Origin of the sequence: Thauera sedimentorum, assembly GCF_014489115.1 — a bacterium.
In the GTDB taxonomy this organism is placed as follows: Bacteria; Pseudomonadota; Gammaproteobacteria; order Burkholderiales; family Rhodocyclaceae; genus Pseudothauera; species Pseudothauera sedimentorum.
On the sequence record NZ_JACTAH010000002.1, the window covers coordinates 957,280 to 976,401 of the forward strand.

The window sequence follows — 19,122 nt, forward strand, 5'->3', positions numbered from 1 at the left end:
CCGAATCCCGCCTGCTGCCCATGACTTCTCCCCGCCTGCTCCTCGGCCTCGGCGCGCTTGCCGCCGGCGCCGCTCTCTCCGCCACCCTGTCCGCCGCAACCGGCATCGGCTTCGAGCCCGGCGAAGAACTGCCCGGCGGCGCCACCACCACCCCGGACCACGGCCGCAACGCCTTTTCCTACCCGGCGGCCAATCTGTCGGTGGATCGCCAGACGCCGTTCTTCATCGGCAACTCCTTCTTCAAGAAGAGCTGGGTCGGTGCGCCGGCCTCCACCACCGGGCGCGACGGGCTCGGCCCGCACTTCATCGCCCGCGCCTGTGCCGGCTGCCATGCGATGGACGGCCGCGGCGCCCCGCCGCCGGTCGATGAGCACGGCGTCAGCACCGAACAGCCGGTGGGCCTGCTGCTGCGCCTGTCGATTCCGGGCGAGGGCGGCAAGGACGGCGTGGTGCCCGAACCCACCTACGGCGGCCAGCTCAACAACCTGGCGTTGCCCGACCTGCGTCCCGAGGCGCGCATCACCGTGCGCTACCAGGAGATCGCCGGGCAGTTCGCCGACGGCACGCCCTACAGCCTGCGCAAGCCGAGCTACGAGCTCTCCGAGCTGGGCTACGGGCCGATGCATCCGCAGACGCTCGTCTCCCCGCGCGTCGCGCCCCAGGTCATCGGCCTGGGCCTGCTCGAGGCCATCCCCGAAGCCCGCCTGCGCGAGCTTGCCGAGCGCCAGGCCGCCGAGGATGCGGGCATCTCCGGGCGCCCCAACCGGGTGTGGGACACCTCCCGGCAGGACTGGGTGATCGGCCGCTTCGGCTGGAAGGCCAACGTCGGCACGGTGGCCCACCAGACCGCCGGCGCCTTCAATGGCGACATCGGCATCACCTCGCGGCTGTTCCCGCACGAGGAATGCACCGCCGCGCAGGCCGACTGCGTGGCCCGGCAGAAGCAGGAGGCGGCCTGGCGTGCCGAGCGCGGCGAACACCGCACCGACATCGACGACCGCGCGCTGGAACGCACCATCTTCTACACCGCCACCCTGGCCGTGCCGGAACGCCGCAATCCGCGCGACCCGCAGGTGCTGGCCGGCAAGCGCATCTTCCACGAAGCGCGCTGCGCCAGCTGCCACGTGCCCAGCCATGTCACCGGCGAGGCCAAGGACTTCCCCGAACTGTCCGGGCAGACCATCTGGCCCTACACCGACCTGCTGCTGCACGACATGGGCGAAGGGCTGGCCGACGGCCGCCCCGACTTCGAGGCCGACGGCCGCGAATGGCGCACCCCGCCGCTGTGGGGCATCGGCCTGATTCCGGCGGTCAACGGCCACCAGTACCTCTTGCACGACGGCCGCGCGCGCGGCGTGCTGGAAGCCGTCCTGTGGCACGGCGGCGAGGCCGAAGCCTCGAAGCAGCATGTGCTGGGCCTGAGCAAGGAAGCGCGCGAGGCGCTGGTCAAGTTCGTGGAGTCGCTGTGATGCGCGCCGCGCACCGTCTGGCGACCCTGCTGCTCGCCCTTGCCGCGCCGCTCGCGGCTGCCGCCGCGCCGGCGCCCTACGTGATGCCCTCGCAGTGGATGGCGGCGCTCACCGAGGCCCGCCTGGCGCCCGGTTACGCCGGGCTGGGCGAGCGGGTCGAGGCGCTGGGTGCCGCGCTGCAAGCCACCTGCGCCGGCCGGCCTGCCGCGCTGGCGGCCGCCCGCGTGCGCTGGCGCGAGGCCCAGCTTGCGCTGCGCGCGCTCTCGCCGCTGCCCTTCGGCCCGGTGCTGGAAACCCGCGTGCTGCGGCGCATCGACTTCTGGCCCACCCGGCCGGCGCAGATCGAGCGCTCCATCGCCCAGTATGCGCAGAGCCCGGACGACACCGCGCGCATCGGCCTGTCCGCGCGCGGCCTGCCGGCCATCGAATACCTGCTGTTCGACGCCGGGCGCGCGCCGCTCGCCGACGACCCGGCGGCCTGCCGCTACGCCGCCTGGCTGGCGCAGGATGCCGCCGCCGCCCTGGCCGACACCGCCACCGGCTGGCCGGCATGGCGCGCGGCGCTGGCCGAAGCCGACCCGGAGCGCGAGGCGCGCCTGATCGGCGATGGCATCAACATCCTGATCGGCAGCACCGAGGTGCTGCGCCTCAAGTATCTGGACAAGCCCTTGCGTCCGCGCAGCGGGCCGGCGGAGACCGACGCCTGGCGCAGCGCCACCGCGCGCGACGGTCTGCTTGCCTACTTCGGCGGCCTGCGCGCCGGGCTGCAGGGCGGCGAGGGCTGGCCGGGCCTGACCGCGGTGATGCGCGGCCGCGGCCTGCTGGTGCTCGCCGACCGTGTCGATGTGCGCCTTGACGCCGTGGCCGCGGCGCTGGCCGACCTGCCCGGGGATCTCGGCGCCGAGGCCGCCCGCCCGGCCGCCGAAAACCTGATGACCGAACTCGGCCGCCTGCAGCGCCTGCTCGCCGAGGACGTGGCCGACGCCATGAAGGTGACCGTGGGCTTCGGAGAAAGCGATGGCGATTGACCTCGTCCGCCGCCGCCTGCTCGGCGCCGTGCCCGCCGGCCTGCTGCTCGCGCAGCTCGCCGCGCCGGCCCGTGCCGCGCTGGCCGGCGCCGAACCCGCGCTGCTCACCTGCTGGGCGGATTCGCCCGAGCGTCCGCGGCGCTTCTTCGCCGGGCGCAGCGACGCGCTCGCCAGCGCGCTGGAGCTGCCTGCGCGCGGCCACGACCTGGCCTGGCATCCGTCCGGCGACGGCTCCGCGGTGGTCGCCGCGCGCCGCCCGGGCCGTTTCCTGATGCGCTGGCAGGTCGCCAGCGGCCGTCCGCTCGCCGAGTTCGACGTCTATGACGCCGACGAGGACATCCGCCTGGAAGGGCACCTGGCCTTCAGCCGCGACGGCCGCCTGCTGTTCGCCACCGAGAGCGAGCTGATCGATGGCCAGGGCAGGGTGGGCGTTTACGACGCGCACACCCTGGAACGCCTGGCCGCCTGGCCGACCGGCGGCATCGGCCCGCACGCCGTGCAGCAACTCGCCGACGGGCGCATCGCGGTGGCCAACGGCGGCATCCTCACGCTGCCGGAAACCGGACGCCTGAAGCGCAACCTCGACAGCATGGACCCCTCGCTGGCGCTGCTCGACCCGGCCGACGGCCGCCTGCTCGCCCACTACCGCCTGCCCGACCCGTGGATGAGCGTGCGCCACATCGCCCAGGCCGCCGACGGCCGCATCGCGGTATCGCTGCAGAACGAGGCCGCCGACGCCGCCGCGCCGGACTACGCCCGCCCGCTGTTCGCCCGCGTCGATGGCGACGTGCTGCGTTACGGCGCGGCCTCCGCAGAAGTGCTGGCCGCCTGCGGCGGCTACGCCGGCGACATCGTCGCGGTCGAGCATCCGGCTGGCCCGCTGTTCGCGGTGAGCTGCAGCGTCGCCGGCACGCTCGCGCTGTGGCGGGCGGACGGCGCCTTCGTCGGCCAGCTGCCCACGCCCGGCGTGTGCGCACTGACGGTGGCCGGGGGCGGCCTGGTCGCCACGGGCGACGGCGGCGACCTGTGGCAGGTGGCCGCCGCCAGCGCGCAGCCGCGCGGCCACTGGCCGCATCCCTTCGCCTTCGACAACCACGCCCGTCCCGCCTGACCGCCGCCGCCGCCCCTGTAGGAGCGGCCTTGGCCGCGATACGCCCGTCGAGTAAACCTCGCCGCAATCGCGGGCAAGCCCGCTCCTACAGATCGGCATATCGGCCTATCATTCCCCGATCCACACGACCAACCGTTCGCGGAGCCCGCCATGAAAGGAAACAAGAAGGTCATCGCCGCCCTCAACGCACTGCTTGCCGACGAACTGGCAGCGCGCGACCAATACTTCATCCACTCGCGCATGCTCTCCGAATGGGGTCTGGCCAAGGCCGCCGAGCGCATCGCCCACGAGATGGAAGACGAAACCCAGCACGCCGACGCGCTGATCCGCCGCATCCTGTTCCTCGAAGGCGTGCCGGCGATGAGCCCGTCCAAGCTCACCGTCGGCAAGGACCTGCCGGACATCTTCACCAAGGACCTGGCGGTGGAGATGCTGGTGGTCAAGAACCTGCGCGAAGCCATCGCGCTGTGCGAGGCCGAGCAGGACTACGTGACCCGCGAGATCCTCGAGAAGATGCTCGACGACACCGAGGAAGACCACGCCCACTGGCTGGAGCAGCAGCTCGGCCTGATCAAGCTGGTCGGCTTGCAGAACTACCTGCAGTCGCAGATGGCCGGCTGATACGATCCTGCCAGGCAGAATTTCCTGAGGAGCCGCCGATGAGCCTGCAGCCCTTCCACCTCGCCATTCCGGTCCATGACCTCGCCGCCGCGCGGCGCTTCTACGGCGAGGTGTTCGGCCTCGCCGAGGGCCGCTCCAGTGCGCAGTGGGTGGATTTCGATTTCTTCGGCCACCAGCTGGTCATCCACCAGCACCCGAAGACGGCCGCCCAGGAGCAGGCGCATACCAACCCGGTGGACGGCCACGACGTGCCGGTGCCGCACTTCGGCGTGGTCCTGCAATGGGAGCAGTGGGAAGCGCTCGCCGAACGCCTGCGCTCGCTGGGCACGCCGTTCGTCATCGAGCCCTATGTGCGCTTCAAGGGCCAGGTCGGCGAGCAGGCCACCATGTTCCTGCTCGATCCCTGCGGCAATGCGCTGGAGTTCAAGGCCTTCAAGGACATCGGCCAGCTGTTCGCCAAGTGAGGCCCGCGGGCGGCGCGAGTGCTGCGCAGCCCCGCCCGGCTCGACAGCGCCCGCGCGCCTAACTATCTTTGGAACTCCTTTCCCGTTTCCCGGAGTGTCCGCATGTCCCGTTCGCTGCTGCGAGCCCTGCTGTCCTGCTTCACCCTGCTGTCCCTGTTGGCCGGTGGCCCTGCCGCCGCGGCGGAGCGCCTGTCCGAGCGCTGGGACGAAAAGCGTGCCGCAGCCTTGCTCGAACGCGCTGCGCAGCACCTTGCCGCCGGTGGCGAGGCGGCCCTGGCGGATTTCTCCCGGCAGGGCGAATTCGTCGACCGTGATCTCTATGTTTACGCGCTGGCGCCGGACGGCCGCTTTCTTGCCAGCGGCGGCTCCTCGGCCGCGCTGATCGGGCAGAACGTCTCCGGGCGTACCGATTCGGCCGGCAAGGCCTTCTTCCGCGAGATCCTCGACACGGCCGCGCGCGACGGCGCCGGGCGGGTGGAGTACCGCTGGCTGAATCCGGCCGAGAACCGCGAGGAACCCAAGGTGACGCTGTTCCGCAAGGTGGGCGACTACATCGTCGCGGTCGGCTTCTACACCCCGCGCGCCAGCGCCGCGCAGGCGCGCGAGATGCTGGCGCGGGCCTCCGGCGCGCTGGCGCAGGACCGGGCGGCCGCGCTCGACGCCTTCCAGGCGGTCGGCGGCGCGTTCATCCAGGACGACCTCTACGTCTTCGTGGTCGCCGCGGACGACGGCCGCTTCCTCGCCCACGGCGCCAGTCCCGCGCTGGTCGGTCGCGATGCGCGCGAACTGCGTGACCCCAGGGGCAAGCCGATCATCTCGGACATGCTCAACATCGCCCGCAGCAAGGGCGAAGGCCAGCTCGAGTACGCCTGGCGCAACCCGCTCACCGGCAAGGTCGAGAGCAAGACCACCTTCTTCCGCATGGTCGAGGGCATGCTGGTGGGCGTGGGCTACTACACCCGCTGACACGGCCTGGCCGTGCGGTGGCGTTTCACCCCCCAAGCAAGAGAAACCAACAAGGAGAGAACACCATGAGCACCGTTACCCTGGGTGGCAACCCCGTCGAAGTCGCCGGCAGCTTCCCGGCCAAGGGCGCAGCCGCCCCCGCCTTCTGCCTGACCGGCGCCGACCTGCAGGACGTCGGCCTGGATGCCTGGCCGGGCAAGCGCAAGGTGCTGAACATCGTGCCCAGCCTGGACACCCCCACCTGCGCCACCTCCACCCGCAAGTTCAACGCCGAGGCCTCCAAGCTCAGCAACACCGTGGTGCTGGTGATCTCGGCCGACCTGCCCTTTGCCGCCAAGCGCTTCTGCGAGACCGAAGGGCTGGCCAACGTGCACACCCTGTCCACCTTCCGCAACCCGGAGTTCGCGCGCAACTGGGGCGTGGCCATCGCCTCCGGTCCGCTCACCGGCCTCACCGCGCGCGCGGTGGTGGTGCTGGACGCCGCGGACAAGGTGATCCACGCGCAGATGGTCCCCGAGATCAAGGACGAACCGGACTACGCCGCGGCGCTCGCAGTGCTCGGCTGAGTCCTGCCGAGGGGGGAGCGGCCCCGGCCGGTCCTCCCCTTCCTGCCTGCTCCGGCCGGGGCAGGCACGCTCTTGCCCGGATGGCAGCGCAGCCGCATCGCCCGCTGGCGATCCTGTCATGCGGGATTCTTGACCTGCCGCAGCGCCAGCAGCGGTGCAGCGGCGCATACTGGGCCCATCCAGACAAGCGCCTTGCGCGCGAGGTGTCCGCATGTGGCGTCCGTTCTGCCTGCTGGTGCTGCTGGCCGTCCAGCTCCCGGTCCATGCCGGGCCGTGGCGGGCGGGTGAGCAGAACATCTACGGCTGGCAGGTGATGACGCCGGACGAGCGCATCGAGCACCAGCGCCGCCTGCGCAGCTTCACTTCCTACGACGATTGCCGCGCCTACCAGCAGGCCCATCACGCCGAGATGGCGGAGCGCGCCCGCGCTGCCGGGGTGGTGCTGAGCCCGCGGCGGCAGTCCGCCTGCGAGCAGTTGCGCGCGCAGGGGCGGTTGCAATGAACGCGGTCGCCGGGGTGTCCGTCGTGTCCCCGGCAAACCGTCTGGCCGCCCCCGCATTGCTCCTCGCGCTGGCCGCCGGCTGTGTGGCCTGGGCCTGGCCGGCGGGGCTGGACGGCTGGCGCGCACTGGCCATTGTCAGCGCCTGGGCCGGCAGCGGCCTGCTGGCCGGCAGCCTGTTGCTGATGGTGCGCGAGCCGCGCCTTGCGGCGCTGTTCGGCGGGCTGGATGCGCAGTACCGCTGGCACCATCGCGGCGGTGTGCTCGCCTATGCGCTGCTGCTCATCCACCCGCTCGCGCTGGCCGGTGCCGGCTGGCAGGAGTCGCCCGCGGTGGCCTGGCTGGCGCTCGCCCCGTGGGCGCATCACTGGCCGGTGTGGCTGGGGTGGGCGGGGCTGGTACTGCTGATGATCGGCCTGGCCGCCACCTTCAGCGCGCATCTGCCCTACCGCCGCTGGCGGGCGCTGCATTACCTGGCCGGGGCCGGGGTGCTCGCCGGGCTGGGGCACGTGGCCGCGCTGCTGGCGCAGCTGGGGCCGTTGTGGTTGCTGCTGCCGGCCAGCGTGCTGGCAATCGCCTGGCGGCTGCTGGGCGCGGATCTCGGCCTGGCGGCTCGCCCCTACCGGGTGCGCAGCGTCACCCATCCGGCGGCGCGCATGGTCGAGGCGGTGCTCGAACCCTGCGGGCCGCGCATGGCGGTGGCGCCGGGGCAGTTCGTCTTTGCCGCCTTCGGCGACGGCGCGCATTTCCGCGGTTGCCGCGAGTTCCATCCGTTCACGGTCAGCGGGGTCGGCGACGACGGTACGCTGGCTGTGGGCATCAAGGCCCTGGGACCGTGTTCGACCCATGTCCAGGCGCTGGAGTCCGGCGTCACCGTGCGCCTGGAAGGGCCCTTCGGGCGCTTTCTCGCCGACCGCGCCAAGTCTCCGCAGCTGTGGCTGGCCGGCGGGGTAGGCATCACGCCCTTCATCGCCGCGCTGCGCGCCGGGCCGCTCGCGCAGCCGACCGTGCTGATCTACCTGTTCCGCGGGGCACAGGATGCCGCCTACCTGGAGGAGTTGCAGACCCTCGCCGGCGCCGACCCGCAGCTCGCCCTGCTCGCCGAAGCCGCCGACGGGCCGCCGCCGCTGGCGGATCTGCTCGGCCGCGTGCCGCAACTGGCCGGGCGCGCGGTGCAGTTGTGCGGCCCAGCGCCGCTGATCGACGCCGCCCGCAGTGAGCTCGCCGCCCGCGGCGTGCCGCCCGGCGCCATCCACTTCGAACTGTTCGACTTCCGCTGATGCGCCGCCTGTTCGCCGTCGCCACCCTGTCCTTCTGGTTCGCCGTCGCTGCGCTGTGGCTGGCCGCCTGGCTGTCGCCGGCGGAGGAGGCGCCGCAAGTGGTGGCGAGCGGCGAGCCGCGCTACGTCGCCGCCGAGGTGGCGCGCCACGACCGCGCGGAGGACTGCTGGATGATCATCGACGGGGTGGTGTACGACCTCACCGCCTATCTGCCGGAACACCCTTCCCGGCCGGACGTCATCGAGGCCTGGTGCGGGCGCGAGGCGAGCGAGGCCTACCGCAGCAAGATGCGCGGCCGTGCGCATTCGCCCTACGCCGACGGCCTGCTGCCGGGCTATCGCATCGGCGTGGCCGCCGTGGATGCTGTGAGCACGCCCTAGCGCGTCCTGCCGCAGGGGTGGCGGTCGGCGCCGCAGTGCTCGAAGTCGCCCAGCGGGCGGTTGAAGGTGTATTCCAGCGGGTCGCGGATCCACTCGCGCGCGGTGTCGTCCACCGTGCCGGTGGGGATGGTGAAGGGCAGCGCGATGATGAAGCCCGCCGTGCCGATCACCGCACCCACCAGCCCGAGCGGACGCACGACGATCAGGTCCGCGGCCATGTCGGTGGCGCGGTCGCCGGTGACCGTGTCGCTGTCGTAGTGCTGCGCCAGCACCGCGCTGGTCGGTGTCAGCGCCAGCACCAGGGCGAGCAGCAGCGCGGCGGTGCAGCGTGCGGGTTTGGATGCGTGCATGCGAGTCTCTGCGTCGGTGATTGTCCCAGTATGGACCGTGAGCCGCCCGCCGGCCACCGGGGCGCTCCTGCGCGCCCGACTCATCTATCATTGCCCGGTCCGTCCGCCTTCCTTTTTCCGAGATTCGATGCCCAGATTCCTGCACACCGCCGACTGGCAGATCGGCAAGCTGTTCGGCCAGTTCGACGCCGACGAGGCCGCCCTGCTCGCCGACGAGCGCTTCAACGCGGTCGAACGCCTCGCCCAGCTCGCCGCCGTGCACGCCGTCGATGCAGTGCTGGTTGCCGGCGACGTGTTCGACGCGCAGACCGTCACCGACCGCACCCTGCACCGCCTGTTCCATGCCCTGGGCGGCTTTTCCGGGCGCTGGGTGATGATCCCCGGCAACCACGACGCCGCGCTCGCCGAGTCGGTGTGGACCCGCGCCGCGCGGCTGGATGCCATCCCGGCGAACCTCACGGTCTGCCTCAGCCCCGAGCCGCTGCTGCTGGACGACGCACGCGTGGCCCTGCTGCCCGCGCCGCTCACCCAGCGCAACACCCACGCCGATCTCACCGAATGGTTCGCCGCCGCCGACACCCCGGCCGGCTACCTGCGCGTCGGCCTCGCCCACGGCAGCGTGCAGGGCATCCTCGCCGAGGACATCGACTCGGCCAACCCGATCGCCGCCGGGCGTGCGGCCAGCGCCCGGCTCGACTACCTGGCGCTGGGCGACTGGCACGGCACCCGCGAGATCGACCCGCGCACCTGGTACGCCGGTACGCCGGAGACCGATCGCTTCCGCGCCAACGCCTCAGGCCAGGCCCTGCTGGTCGACATCGCCGCCCCCGGCGCACCGCCGGTGGTGACCCCGGTGGTCACCGGGCGCTACCGCTGGCACAGCGCCGGGGCCGAACTGCAGGTGCCGAGCGATCTCGACCTGCTGCTCGAGCGCCTGGCCGCCTTCGGTCCGGCCGACGTGGTGCAGATGGAAGTGAGCGGACGCACCGATCTCGCCGGCCATCGCCGGCTGACCGATGCGCTCGCGCAGGCCCAGGGCCGCGCGCGCAGCCTGGTGGCCGACCTCGCCGCGCTGCAGCTCGAACCCACCGAGGCGGATATCGAAGCGCTCGCCGCCGACGGCTATCTCGCCGACGTGGTCGGCGAGCTGCAGGCCGCACAACGGGCTAATGACCCGGCCCGTGCCGAGGCGGCACGCGACGCGCTGGCGCTGCTCGCCGGCCTGCTCGCCGCGCGCCGCCCGGCCGCCGGAGGGCAGGCGCAATGAAGCTCACCCGCATCCGCATCGAGCAACTCCGCCAGTTCCGCACGGCGCTGGAAATCGCCGATCTCGCCCCCGGGCTCAATCTGTTCACCGGCCCCAACGAAGCCGGCAAGAGCACCGTGGTCGCCGCCATCCGCGCCGCCTTCTTCGAGCGTCACCGCTCCTCCAGCGTGGACGACCTGCGCCCCTGGAATGAGCCCGCCGCTGCACCCACCGTGGAGCTCGACTTCGAACTCGACGGCCAGCCCTGTCATCTCGCCAAGACCTTCCTCGCGCGCAAGCGCTGCACGCTGCAGATCGGTCGCGAGAGCCTGGACGGCGAGGAGGCCGAGAACCGCCTGGCCGAACTGCTCGGCTACCAGCACGCAGGGCGCGGCGCGAGCAAGGCCGAGCACTGGGGCATCCCCGGCCTGCTGTGGATAGAGCAGGGCGCGGCGCAGGAGCTGCGCGAGGCGGTCGGCCACGCCACCGACCACCTGCGCGGCGCGCTTAACGAATCGCTCGGTGAGGTGGCCGCCAGCGGCGGCGACGAACTTCTGGGCGCGGTGGAAGCGCAGCGCAACGAACTGCTCACCGAAGCCGGCGGGCGCCCGCGCGGCGCTTACAAGGAGGCGCTGGACAAGGAGGGCGCGCTGGCCGCCGAGCTCGCCCGGCTCGACGACGAGATCGCCCGCTACCGCGAGCGCGTCGATGCGCTCGCCGCGCTGCGCCGCGAGCACGCCGCGGACGAGGCCGAGCAGCCCTGGCGCGGCTTCCGCGTCCAGCAACAGCAAGCCGAAGCGCGCCTGCAGGCCACCCACGAGCTGCAGGCAGCGCTGGCTGCCGAACGCCAGCGCGCCGCCCAGATCGAAAGCCGAGCCGGCCTGTTGCGTGCCCAGCTCGACGGCTTCGCGCGCGACGACCAGGCGCTGGCCGCACGCGGCGCCGAACTCGAAGCCGCCCGCCAGGCCAGCGCGGCGGCGACCGCGCCCGCCGGGCAGTGGCAGTCGCGCCTGGAACAGGCCGGGCGCGAGCTGGAGGCCGCCCGCAACATCCTGCGTCTCGCGCGGCAGCGTGATGAACGTACCCGCCTGGCGCGCGACGCCGAAGCCGCGCGCCGGCAGCTGGAGAGCGCCGCCGCCCAGCTGCGCGAAGCCGACGCCGCCCAGGCCCGCGTGCAGGCGCTGCAGCGCGAGGCCGCATCCGCCGCCATCCGCCCCGCCGATCTCAAGACCCTGCGCGCCCAGGCGCGCGAACTGGCCGACATCGACATCCGCCGAGGCGCCGCTGCCACCCGGCTCAGCTATGCGCTGGAGCCGGGCCGACAGATCGAACTGGGCGGGCAGACGCTGACCGGCAGCGGCGAAACCCGCGTGCTGGCCGCCACCACCCTGGTGCTGCCCGGCCTCGGCCGCCTGGAAATCGCCCCTGGCGGCAGCGACCTGGCCGCACTCGCCGCGCGCGCCGCGGAGCTGGCCGATGCGCAGGGCGCGCTGCTCGCCCGGCTTGGACTCGATTCGCTGGAGGCCGCCGAGGCGCGCGAGCTGGCATACGCCCGCTTACAGAACGAGCTCGCCGCCGCCCAGGCCACGCTGCAGGCGCTCGCCCCGCATGGCGTCGATGCGCTGCGCACCGAACATGCGGCGCTGGCCGCCCGCGCCGAGGAGCTCGCCCAGGCCCTCGGCCGCCTGCCGGCGCCGTCCGATACCACCACCGAGCTGCTCACCGCGACCGAGGCCGAAGCCGCCGAGCAGGCCGCCGCACAAAGCCTCGCCGCCCTGCGCGAGGACGCCCACCGCGCCCAGCTCGCCGCCGCCGATGCGCGCAGCCGGCTGGAGGCCGCCGCCCGTGAGCACGCCGCGGCGCAAGCCCTGTGCGAAGCCCCGGATCGCGCCGAACGCCTGGCCGCCGCCAGCCGCGAGCTGACCGACGCGCGCGCCGAGCAGGCCGCGCTCGCCACCCGCGTCGCCGAACTGGAACGCCAGGTCGCCGAGGCCCGCCCCGAGATCCTGCAGCAGGACGTCGAGCGTTTGCGCGCCAGCGCCGAGCAACTGGAGAAGCAATACCGCGAACGCCGCGAGCGCCTGCTGCGCCTGGAAGTGGAGCTGCAGACCGAAGGCGCCCGCGGCCAGGACGAGCGTCGCGCCGAGCTCGCCCGCGACCACGCCCAGGCCGCACGGCGCGCGGACGAGTTGCGCCGCCGCGCCGCCGCGCTCGATCTGCTGCTCGGCCTGCTGCGCGACAAGCGCCGCGCGCTCACCCGCCGCCTGCAGGCCCCGCTGCAGAAGCACCTGAACCGCTACCTGCAACTGCTCTTCCCGCAGGCCATCCTGGAGATCGACGAGGACCTCACCCCCGGCCCGCTGACCCGCCCCAGTGGCGCCGGCAGCGAGAGCGGCGCCTTCGATGCGCTGAGCTTCGGCGCGCGCGAGCAGATGGGGGTGATCGCCCGCCTGGCCTACGCCGACCTGCTCGCCGAAGCCGGCCGCCCCACGCTGGTCATCCTCGACGACGCGCTGGTGCACAGCGACCCCGAGCGCCTCGCGCAGATGAAGCGCGTGCTGTTCGACGCCGCCACCCGCCACCAGATCCTGCTATTCACCTGCCATCCCGGCAACTGGCGCGACCTCGGCGTGGCGGCGCGCTCGCTGGCGGCGCTGCGCGCGCAATGAGCGCGACGGTGCGAACGCGGCGGGAGTCCCGGTGGCGGCGGCGACTGTGTTATACATTCAGGCTTGTTCCCCAGGGCAGGACCGGTAGGCATCCATGAGCACGCAAGACAACCCGGTGGTGTACGGCACCGAAGACATCCTCAGAAGCCTGTGCAACTCGGTCACCAAGGTGCTGACCGTCGCCACGCAGAGCCAGCTGCATTACTCCGGCATGGTCCAGCGCATCACCCGCACCTGCCTCAAGCCGGACATCGGCTGCTTCGTGCTGTTCGACGGCGGCTTCTCCGGCCTGGTGGTGATCAATTTCTCGGCGCCGGCGGCGATGGAGCTCTACGAGCAGTACATGCTGAACATGGGCATGTCCAAGGACGAACTGGCCAGTTCGCACACCTCGGACGAGGTCAGCAACGTCATGGGCGAGCTGATGAACCAGATCGTCGGCGACTTCACCGGCAAGGTGGCGCGCGAGCTGCAGACCCACATCACCCAGAACCAGCCCAAGATGCTGGCGCTCAACAAGCAGGTGATGCTGAGCGTGGACACCAACCTGGACGAACCGGAAGCGCGCCGGGTGACCTTCTTCACCGGGCGCAACAACATCTTCTACCTCGAACTGGCGATCGACCGCACCGAGTTCATCAAGATGAACGACTTCGTCGCCGACGAGGTGCCCGACCCGGACGCGCTGATCGATCAGGCCGGCCAGCAGGCCCGCCCCGCCGCGGCGCCGGCCGCGGCCGAGGACCACGACGAGCTGCTCAAGTCGCTGGGCATGTAATCGCAGCCTGGCGAGCGGCAGGAGCGGCCTTGCGCCGCGTGCCTAGCGGTTCACCAGCAGCCTGAGGCCGAGCGCGATGAAGACCGCGCCGGCCACGCGGTCCAGCAGCGTACCGACGCCCGGGCGGCGCTTGAGCCACTGTCCCACGGTGCCGGAGAAGTAGCCGAGCAGCCCGAAGAGCACCGCCGCTTGCACGGTGAAGGCCACGCCCAGCAGTGCCATCTGCAGGCCCGGGCTGCCCTGTTCCGGCACCACGAACTGCGGCAGGAAGGACAGGAAGAAGAGGACCACCTTGGGGTTGATGGCGTTGGCAAACACGCCCTTGAGGAACAGCCTGCCCAGCGTCTGCGTGCCGCCCTGCACCGCCGCGACACCCGCTGGCCCGGCATTGCGCAGCGCGCTGACGCCGAGCCACAGCAGGTAGAGCCCGCCGCAGATCCTCAGCGCGGTGAAGGCTTCGGCGGAGGTGGCGATCAGCGCGCTCACCCCGGCCACTGCCAGCACGGTATGGCTTAGACAGCCGAGGGCGCAGCCGAGTCCGAAGACGATGCCCTGCCTGCGACCTTTCGACATGCCGATGCTCAGCACCATCATGTTGTCCGGCCCCGGCGCGGCGGTCAGCAGCACCGCGGCGAGCAGGAATCCGGCGAACTGTTCGATCGAGAGCATCTGCGTCCTCGGGCCTGTTTGAAGCGGTCAAGTTTAGCCGGAGCACACCCGGCGCGTGCCTGTAGGAGCGGCCTTGGCCGCGATTGCGGCCGTCGTTTTCCCGTACGCCGCATCGCGGCCAAGGCCGCTCCTACAGGCCGAATCCCTTGCGCAGCAACAGCAGCACCCCCATGCCGGCAATGAAGGGCAGCCAGGGGTTGCGCAGGCTGGTGCATACCAGGATGACCACGATCCCCGCGGCGAGCTTGGGGTTGAGTGGGGCGAACTCGCCGCCGGCCAGCAGCAGGTCGGGGGCGATCAGGGCGGCCAGCGCGGCGGCCGGTGCGTAGCGCAGCGCGCGCTGCAGGGTGGCCGGCAGGCGGGCGCGCTCGCCCGGGATGATGAAGCTGCCGCGGGTCAGTATGGTGGTGCTGCCGATGGCAGCCAGGGTCAGCCACAGCCAGAGTCCTTCGCTCATGCCTGCCTCCTGCGCTGCTGCCAGTGTTCCGCGGCAAAGCCGGCGGCGATGCCGACCAGGATGCCGGCGATCAGGCCGAGCTTGAGCGGCAGCCCGCGCAGCAGCACCGCACCCAGGCCTCCGGCGAGCGCGGCGACCAGCATCGGCCGGGTGGCGCTCATCGGCACCAGCATCACCATCAGCGCGATGGTGGCCATGAACTCCAGCGACCAGTCCGCCGGCAGCACGCCGGCGCCGAGCACGCCGACCAGCGCGAACAGCTGCCACAGTACCCAGCACCAGACGGAAGGCGCGATGTAGCAGCCCCAGCGCCAGTGCGGATCGTCCGACTTGAGGATGCGCTCGGAGAGGATGGCGAACACGCCGTCCACCAGCAGATAGCTGGCGAGCGTGCGGCGGCCCTTGGAATAGCCGGCAAAGGCCGGCGCCAGCGCGGCGGAGAAGATCACGAAGCGCAGGTTGAGCACCAGCGCGGTGAGCACCAGCAGCCACAGCGGCGCGCCGGCGGCGATCAGCGGCAGGGTGCCGAGCTGGGCGGTGCCGGCGAAGACGATGACGTTCATGCCCATGGCCTCGAGCGGGCTGAGGCCGATCGAGCGCATGGCCACGCCGGTGACCACCGCCCAGGGGATCAGGCCGACCGACAAAGGCAGGAAGGCGCGGAAGCCTTCGGTGGCGCCGCGCTTGAAGGATTCGTTCATGTTCTTGGTATCCGTGGGGAGGCCGAGTTTAGCGCGAACGCCCGGGCCTCAGGTTAGCCGCCCCGCCGTGGAAAATCTGTCGAAGTTTGATCCAAATACCACTTAGGTCGTACGGCGCTGTGGTGAAATGTCGCATTGCGTCAGACGCGGCAGAGAGGCTGTGCCGCGGCCGTACGCCAACGCCACTGACGGGTTCGTGCGGACCCGCGAAGGATAGCCATGCCGGTTCTGCAGATCGTTTACCGCAGCCTTGCGCGCGAGGGGTTCGACGAGCCCGAAATGCTGGACATTCTGCGCGTGTCACAGGCGCGCAACCAGCGGGACAGGATCTCGGGGCTGCTGATCCACCGCGCGCCCGTCTTCGTGCAGCTGCTGGAAGGTCCGCCCGATGCCGTGCTCGCCCTGTACGAGCGCATCGCCCGCGACCCGCGTCATCACGGCGTCGAGGTGGTCCTGCGCCAGGAAGCCGCCCAGGCCGCGATGCCGACCTGGGCGATGGGCTATCTGTCGGCGACTGCCGGCGATTGTGCCGGCCCGGAGGACGCCTTCGTCTTCGATTACGCCCAGGCGCGCAGCCTCTGCGAGGCCTTGCCGCCGGCCATCGGCGCGCCCTTTCTCGAGGTGCTGGGGGTGTCGGCATGAGCGCCCTGACCCTGTATTGCGTGGATCACGATCCGGTCTCGCGCGTGGTGCTGAAGTCCATCTTCGAACGCGACCACGAGGTCGAGTGCTTCGACAGCGCCGAGGACTGCCTGGCGCGCGTCGCGCAGCGGCGTCCCGATCTGATGTTGCTCGACGTCGAGCTGCCGGGGATGAACGGCTACGACTTGTGCCGGCGCATCAAGGACGACTACGCCACGCACAACCTCCCGGTGCTGTTCATCTCGCACAGGGAGGACCTCGCCGCGCGCCTGGAGGGCTACGAGGCCGGTGGGGAGGACTTCATCCTCAAACCCTATGCGCTCGACGAGGTGCGCCGCAGGGTGGCCGTGGTGCAGCGTGCGCTGGCGGATGCGGCGAACCTGCGCCAGCAACTCAGCGACACCGAGATGCTCAGCTCCCTGCTGCTGTCGAACATGGATGAGTACGCGGTACTCATCAAGTTCATGCGCACGCTGAACGAGAGCGAGGACCTGGACGCGGTCGCGCAGGCCCTGCTGGCCATGCTGCGCGCCTTCCACCTGCAGGGCGCGGTGCAGATCCGCGCGCCCTGGCAGACCTTCACGCTCAGCGAGCAGGGGCGGGACCGTCCGCTGGAGCAGGCGGTCATCGCCCACATGGCCACCATGGACCGCATCTTCGAGTTCAACACGCGCAGCGTCTATAACTTCGCCGGCGTCACCGTGCTGGTCAACGACATGCCGGTGCACGACAGCGAGCTGTGCGGGCGGCTGCGCGACCATCTCGCGATCGCCGCGGAGATGGCCGATGCGCGGGTCCAGTCGCTGATCGGCGGCCACCGCCTGCGCGCCACCCAGTCCGGGCTGGCCGAGGTGCTGGAGGATACGCGGCGGACGCTGGCGAACTACAACCGGCATCAGGATGATCTGCACAAGGGGGCTGCGGAGCATCTGCACGGGCTGCTGACCCGGCTGGAAGTCTCGTTTGCGCCGCTCGGGCTGAGCAACGAGCTCGAGGAAGAAATCGTCGACATGGTGCACGCGCGCACGCAGGACATCCTGTCGCTCTTCCAGTCGTCCGACGACATGGCCGATATTCTGGTCGGACTAGAGCGGCGCCTGGAGCAGGTGCTGCACCAGGGCTGAAATCGCCGCCGCGGCCGTCGCCCGCGGCGGCTGGTCCTGTCAGCGCAGGAAGGGGTCGCTGCGCAGGGCGTCGTCCAGCCCTTCGGTGCGGGTGGGCTGGCCGGGCTGCTGCAGGGGGTCGGTGCGCAGGTTGTCGAGCGACTCCGAGGCCAGCAGGGTGGGGCGCGCACGCACGGCGTATTCGCGTTCGCCGCCGTTCTCGAACTTGAGGGTTACGGTGTAGCTCGCGCGGGCGCGCAGCGGCGTCTTGAGCCCTTCGAGCTGCAGCCATACGCCGCCGGCGGCCAGCGGCACCGGCACCCCGGCCGGCAGGTCGACCGCCTTGACCGGCTGCGCCTTCAGCGCGCCGTCGCTCAGCGCCATGCCCTGCAGGCTGACCGAATCGGCCGCCGGGCTGCTGGCGCCCAGCAGGCGGTCGGCGGTGTTGCCGGTATTCACCAGGGTAAGGAAGAGCGGCGCGCTGGCCGGTTTGTCCGCGTAGGCGGGGATCCACGCGTCGCGCACATGCAGGTCGTCGGCCGCAGCCGGCGTGGACATTGCCGCAAGCGCGAGGGTGGCGAGGGTCACGAGTCTGGCTTTGCGCATGAAATGCTCCTGCCGTTGTGCCCGTTGCCGGGCGAATAAGGGGAGGCGCATTGCGGCGCGCAGGCACCGCAATGCGCGGGACGGATGGCCGTTCAGCCGGCCTTGGCCGGCACCGGGTCTTCGGCGTCGGGCTCGTGCGGCATGTTGTCCTCCACGTGGATCGGCTCGTCGGCCGGCACGTCCTTGCCGCGACGCTCGATCAGCAGCCACAGCACCAGGCCGGCACCCAGGCCCCAGGCCGCGCCGTGGGTGGCGAGCACCACGCCCATCACGCCGGCCACGCCCATCGAGGTGGCGTTGTCGATCTGCTCCACGGCCACCGCGATGCACAGGTAGCCGGTGATCAGCAGGGTGATCGACAGGGCGATCGGCAGCACCGGCTTGAACAGGGTGATCAGCGGCAGCAGGAAGAGCGCGATGAAGCCGACGATCCAGAACACGCCGGCACCCGAGTAGATGGTGTCCATCGCGCTGCGCCCGTAGCGGTAGCGTTCGGCGATGGTGGCCATGGCGCCGGTGAACAGCGGACCGGCCAGGCCGGGGTAGGGCGCGAACAGCGAATGGATGGCGTTGCGGATGCCGGTGACCAGGTGCACGCGGTCCACGTCCACCTCGATCTTCTCGTCCGGACGCAGGTGGTCCACACGGGCGATCAGGCTCTGGCCGACGATGATGTCGCCGAAGGCGATGATGTAGGCGATGATCGCGGTGGGGATGGCGGCCAGCAGCAGGTCCATGCCGGGGAAGCCGACGGTGAAGGGCAGGTAGTCCCAGATCTGCCCGAAGGCCGGGGTGGCAATGCCCCATTCGACCGCCGGCAGCGGGTATTCGCCCACCGCCCAGCCGATGCCCATGGCGATCAGCATGCCCGGCACCATGCCGTAGCCGGCGACGATCTTGGCCCAGCGGTGGCGCTCGGTCCAGTCGCGGAAGGACAGCGAGAACAGCACGTAGGCGGTCACCAGGCCGCCGATGCCGAGCGAGATCGGCGTGTTGTAGGCGCGGCCGCCCTGGCTGATCTCACCCGACAGCGCGGCGATGCCCGCACCCAGCAGGATGCCGGCGCTGATCGATTTGGGGATGTTGTTCACCAGCTTGGAGCCCAGGCGGGTGACCGCCATGAACAGGAAGATGAAGGTGACCACCATCTGCAGTGCGACCAGCGCGCGGATGGCGTCGGGACCGGGTTCGTGCTGGCCGATGAAGAGCAGCACGACGGGAATCGCCGGGGTGATCCAGCCGGGCACGAAGGGCACGCCGAGCAGGTTGGGCAGCATGAAGCCGATGCCGCACACCACCACGTAGGCCAGCGCCACGTCGTAGGGCAGGCCCAGGTACTTCTGCAGCAGCGGGATCATGCCCATGGCGACCACGAACATCACCAGGGCCTGGATGGTTTCGGCCACTTCCCAGCGGTAGTGGATGAAGGGCAGGCGGATCTTGAACGGGCCGGCCGGCCAGTAGGGGTGTTCCTCACCGTGTTTGCGGGTCAATAGCATGGTCTGCGTCTCCTTTGT

At 71.3% G+C, this 19,122-nt stretch carries 21 protein-coding genes; 15 read left to right on the forward strand and 6 right to left on the reverse strand.

Features of this window, described 5'->3' with window-relative positions; genetic code table 11:
• The first annotated feature begins 20 nt into the window (after window positions 1-20).
• The 10 genes from IAI53_RS14230 to IAI53_RS14275 all read left to right on the forward strand — a co-directional run bounded on the left by IAI53_RS14230 (window position 21) and on the right by IAI53_RS14275 (window position 8,384).
• Window positions 21-1,469, forward strand: a complete 1,449-nt coding sequence (locus IAI53_RS14230) for a di-heme oxidoreductase family protein (RefSeq protein WP_187718831.1) — start codon at window positions 21-23, stop codon at window positions 1,467-1,469.
• Window positions 1,469-2,497, forward strand: a complete 1,029-nt coding sequence (locus IAI53_RS14235) for an imelysin family protein (protein WP_187718832.1) — start codon at window positions 1,469-1,471, stop codon at window positions 2,495-2,497. The genes IAI53_RS14230 and IAI53_RS14235 overlap by 1 nt, the downstream gene beginning before the upstream one ends.
• On the forward strand, window positions 2,487-3,608 hold the full coding sequence (locus IAI53_RS14240; RefSeq protein ID WP_187718833.1) for a DUF1513 domain-containing protein: 1,122 nt from the start codon (window positions 2,487-2,489) through the stop codon (window positions 3,606-3,608). The genes IAI53_RS14235 and IAI53_RS14240 overlap by 11 nt, the downstream gene beginning before the upstream one ends.
• A gap of 150 nt (window positions 3,609-3,758) precedes the next feature.
• Window positions 3,759-4,229 (forward strand): bacterioferritin, encoded by a 471-nt coding sequence (gene bfr / locus IAI53_RS14245; protein ID WP_187718834.1) that lies wholly within the window; start codon window positions 3,759-3,761, stop codon window positions 4,227-4,229.
• Window positions 4,230-4,267: 38 nt separating this feature from the next.
• A complete protein-coding gene (locus IAI53_RS14250) occupies window positions 4,268-4,693 on the forward strand; it encodes a VOC family protein (protein ID WP_187718835.1) in 426 nt (141 codons plus the stop codon).
• A 102-nt stretch (window positions 4,694-4,795) separates the two neighbouring features.
• Complete coding sequence (locus IAI53_RS14255; protein WP_187718836.1) at window positions 4,796-5,659, forward strand: cache domain-containing protein; 864 nt, start codon at window positions 4,796-4,798, stop codon at window positions 5,657-5,659.
• A 65-nt stretch (window positions 5,660-5,724) separates the two neighbouring features.
• Window positions 5,725-6,225, forward strand: a complete 501-nt coding sequence (gene tpx / locus IAI53_RS14260) for a thiol peroxidase (protein ID WP_187718837.1) — start codon at window positions 5,725-5,727, stop codon at window positions 6,223-6,225.
• A 211-nt stretch (window positions 6,226-6,436) separates the two neighbouring features.
• On the forward strand, window positions 6,437-6,727 hold the full coding sequence (locus tag IAI53_RS14265; RefSeq protein ID WP_187718838.1) for a hypothetical protein: 291 nt from the start codon (window positions 6,437-6,439) through the stop codon (window positions 6,725-6,727).
• Window positions 6,724-8,004, forward strand: coding sequence for a ferredoxin reductase family protein (locus tag IAI53_RS14270; RefSeq protein WP_187718839.1), 1,281 nt, complete (start codon window positions 6,724-6,726; stop codon window positions 8,002-8,004). Before IAI53_RS14265 ends, IAI53_RS14270 begins: the two co-directional genes overlap by 4 nt.
• Entirely contained in the window at window positions 8,004-8,384 is a 381-nt protein-coding gene (locus tag IAI53_RS14275) for a cytochrome b5 domain-containing protein (RefSeq protein ID WP_222948311.1), read from the forward strand. Before IAI53_RS14270 ends, IAI53_RS14275 begins: the two co-directional genes overlap by 1 nt.
• Here the strand turns inward: IAI53_RS14275 and IAI53_RS14280 are convergent.
• Window positions 8,381-8,734 carry a hypothetical protein gene (locus IAI53_RS14280; RefSeq protein WP_187718840.1) on the reverse strand — a complete coding sequence of 118 codons (354 nt, stop codon included), beginning with the start codon at window positions 8,732-8,734 and terminating at the stop codon, window positions 8,381-8,383. The genes IAI53_RS14275 and IAI53_RS14280 overlap by 4 nt on opposite strands.
• Before the next feature lie 127 nt (window positions 8,735-8,861).
• On the opposite strand from IAI53_RS14280, the gene IAI53_RS14285 reads away from it, so the two are divergent.
• The 3 genes from IAI53_RS14285 (at window position 8,862) to IAI53_RS14295 (ending at window position 13,427) form a co-directional block, all read left to right on the forward strand.
• Window positions 8,862-10,001 (forward strand): metallophosphoesterase family protein, encoded by a 1,140-nt coding sequence (locus IAI53_RS14285; RefSeq protein WP_187718841.1) that lies wholly within the window; start codon window positions 8,862-8,864, stop codon window positions 9,999-10,001.
• The gene (locus tag IAI53_RS14290) at window positions 9,998-12,649 is read left to right on the forward strand and encodes an AAA family ATPase (protein ID WP_187718842.1); all 2,652 of its coding nucleotides are present in this window, start codon (window positions 9,998-10,000) and stop codon (window positions 12,647-12,649) included. The genes IAI53_RS14285 and IAI53_RS14290 overlap by 4 nt, the downstream gene beginning before the upstream one ends.
• 94 nt (window positions 12,650-12,743) lie before the next feature.
• Window positions 12,744-13,427: a DUF3334 family protein gene (locus tag IAI53_RS14295; protein WP_187718843.1), complete on the forward strand. Its 684-nt coding sequence runs from the start codon at window positions 12,744-12,746 to the stop codon at window positions 13,425-13,427.
• 42 nt (window positions 13,428-13,469) lie between these two features.
• Here the strand turns inward: IAI53_RS14295 and IAI53_RS14300 are convergent, their stop codons facing one another.
• The 3 genes from IAI53_RS14300 to IAI53_RS14310 all read right to left on the reverse strand — a co-directional run bounded on the left by IAI53_RS14300 (window position 13,470) and on the right by IAI53_RS14310 (window position 15,254).
• On the reverse strand, window positions 13,470-14,096 hold the full coding sequence (locus IAI53_RS14300) for a LysE family translocator (protein WP_187718844.1): 627 nt from the start codon (window positions 14,094-14,096) through the stop codon (window positions 13,470-13,472).
• 130 nt (window positions 14,097-14,226) lie between these two features.
• A complete protein-coding gene (locus IAI53_RS14305; RefSeq protein WP_187718845.1) occupies window positions 14,227-14,553 on the reverse strand; it encodes an AzlD domain-containing protein in 327 nt (108 codons plus the stop codon).
• Window positions 14,550-15,254 (reverse strand): AzlC family ABC transporter permease, encoded by a 705-nt coding sequence (locus IAI53_RS14310; RefSeq protein WP_187718846.1) that lies wholly within the window; start codon window positions 15,252-15,254, stop codon window positions 14,550-14,552. Before IAI53_RS14310 ends, IAI53_RS14305 begins: the two co-directional genes overlap by 4 nt.
• 219 nt (window positions 15,255-15,473) lie before the next feature.
• Here IAI53_RS14310 and IAI53_RS14315 point away from each other — a divergent pair, with 219 nt between their 5' ends.
• Window positions 15,474-15,896 (forward strand): BLUF domain-containing protein, encoded by a 423-nt coding sequence (locus IAI53_RS14315; RefSeq protein ID WP_187718847.1) that lies wholly within the window; start codon window positions 15,474-15,476, stop codon window positions 15,894-15,896.
• Window positions 15,893-17,020, forward strand: a complete 1,128-nt coding sequence (locus IAI53_RS14320; protein WP_187718848.1) for a response regulator — start codon at window positions 15,893-15,895, stop codon at window positions 17,018-17,020. Before IAI53_RS14315 ends, IAI53_RS14320 begins: the two co-directional genes overlap by 4 nt.
• Window positions 17,021-17,059: 39 nt before the next feature.
• On the opposite strand, the gene IAI53_RS14325 is transcribed toward IAI53_RS14320, so the two are convergent.
• Both IAI53_RS14325 and IAI53_RS14330 read right to left on the reverse strand, forming a co-directional pair.
• Complete coding sequence (locus tag IAI53_RS14325; RefSeq protein WP_187718849.1) at window positions 17,060-17,605, reverse strand: copper chaperone PCu(A)C; 546 nt, start codon at window positions 17,603-17,605, stop codon at window positions 17,060-17,062.
• A 92-nt stretch (window positions 17,606-17,697) separates the two neighbouring features.
• A complete protein-coding gene (locus tag IAI53_RS14330) occupies window positions 17,698-19,104 on the reverse strand; it encodes a solute carrier family 23 protein (protein WP_187718850.1) in 1,407 nt (468 codons plus the stop codon).
• Between the last annotated feature and the right edge of the window lie 18 nt (window positions 19,105-19,122).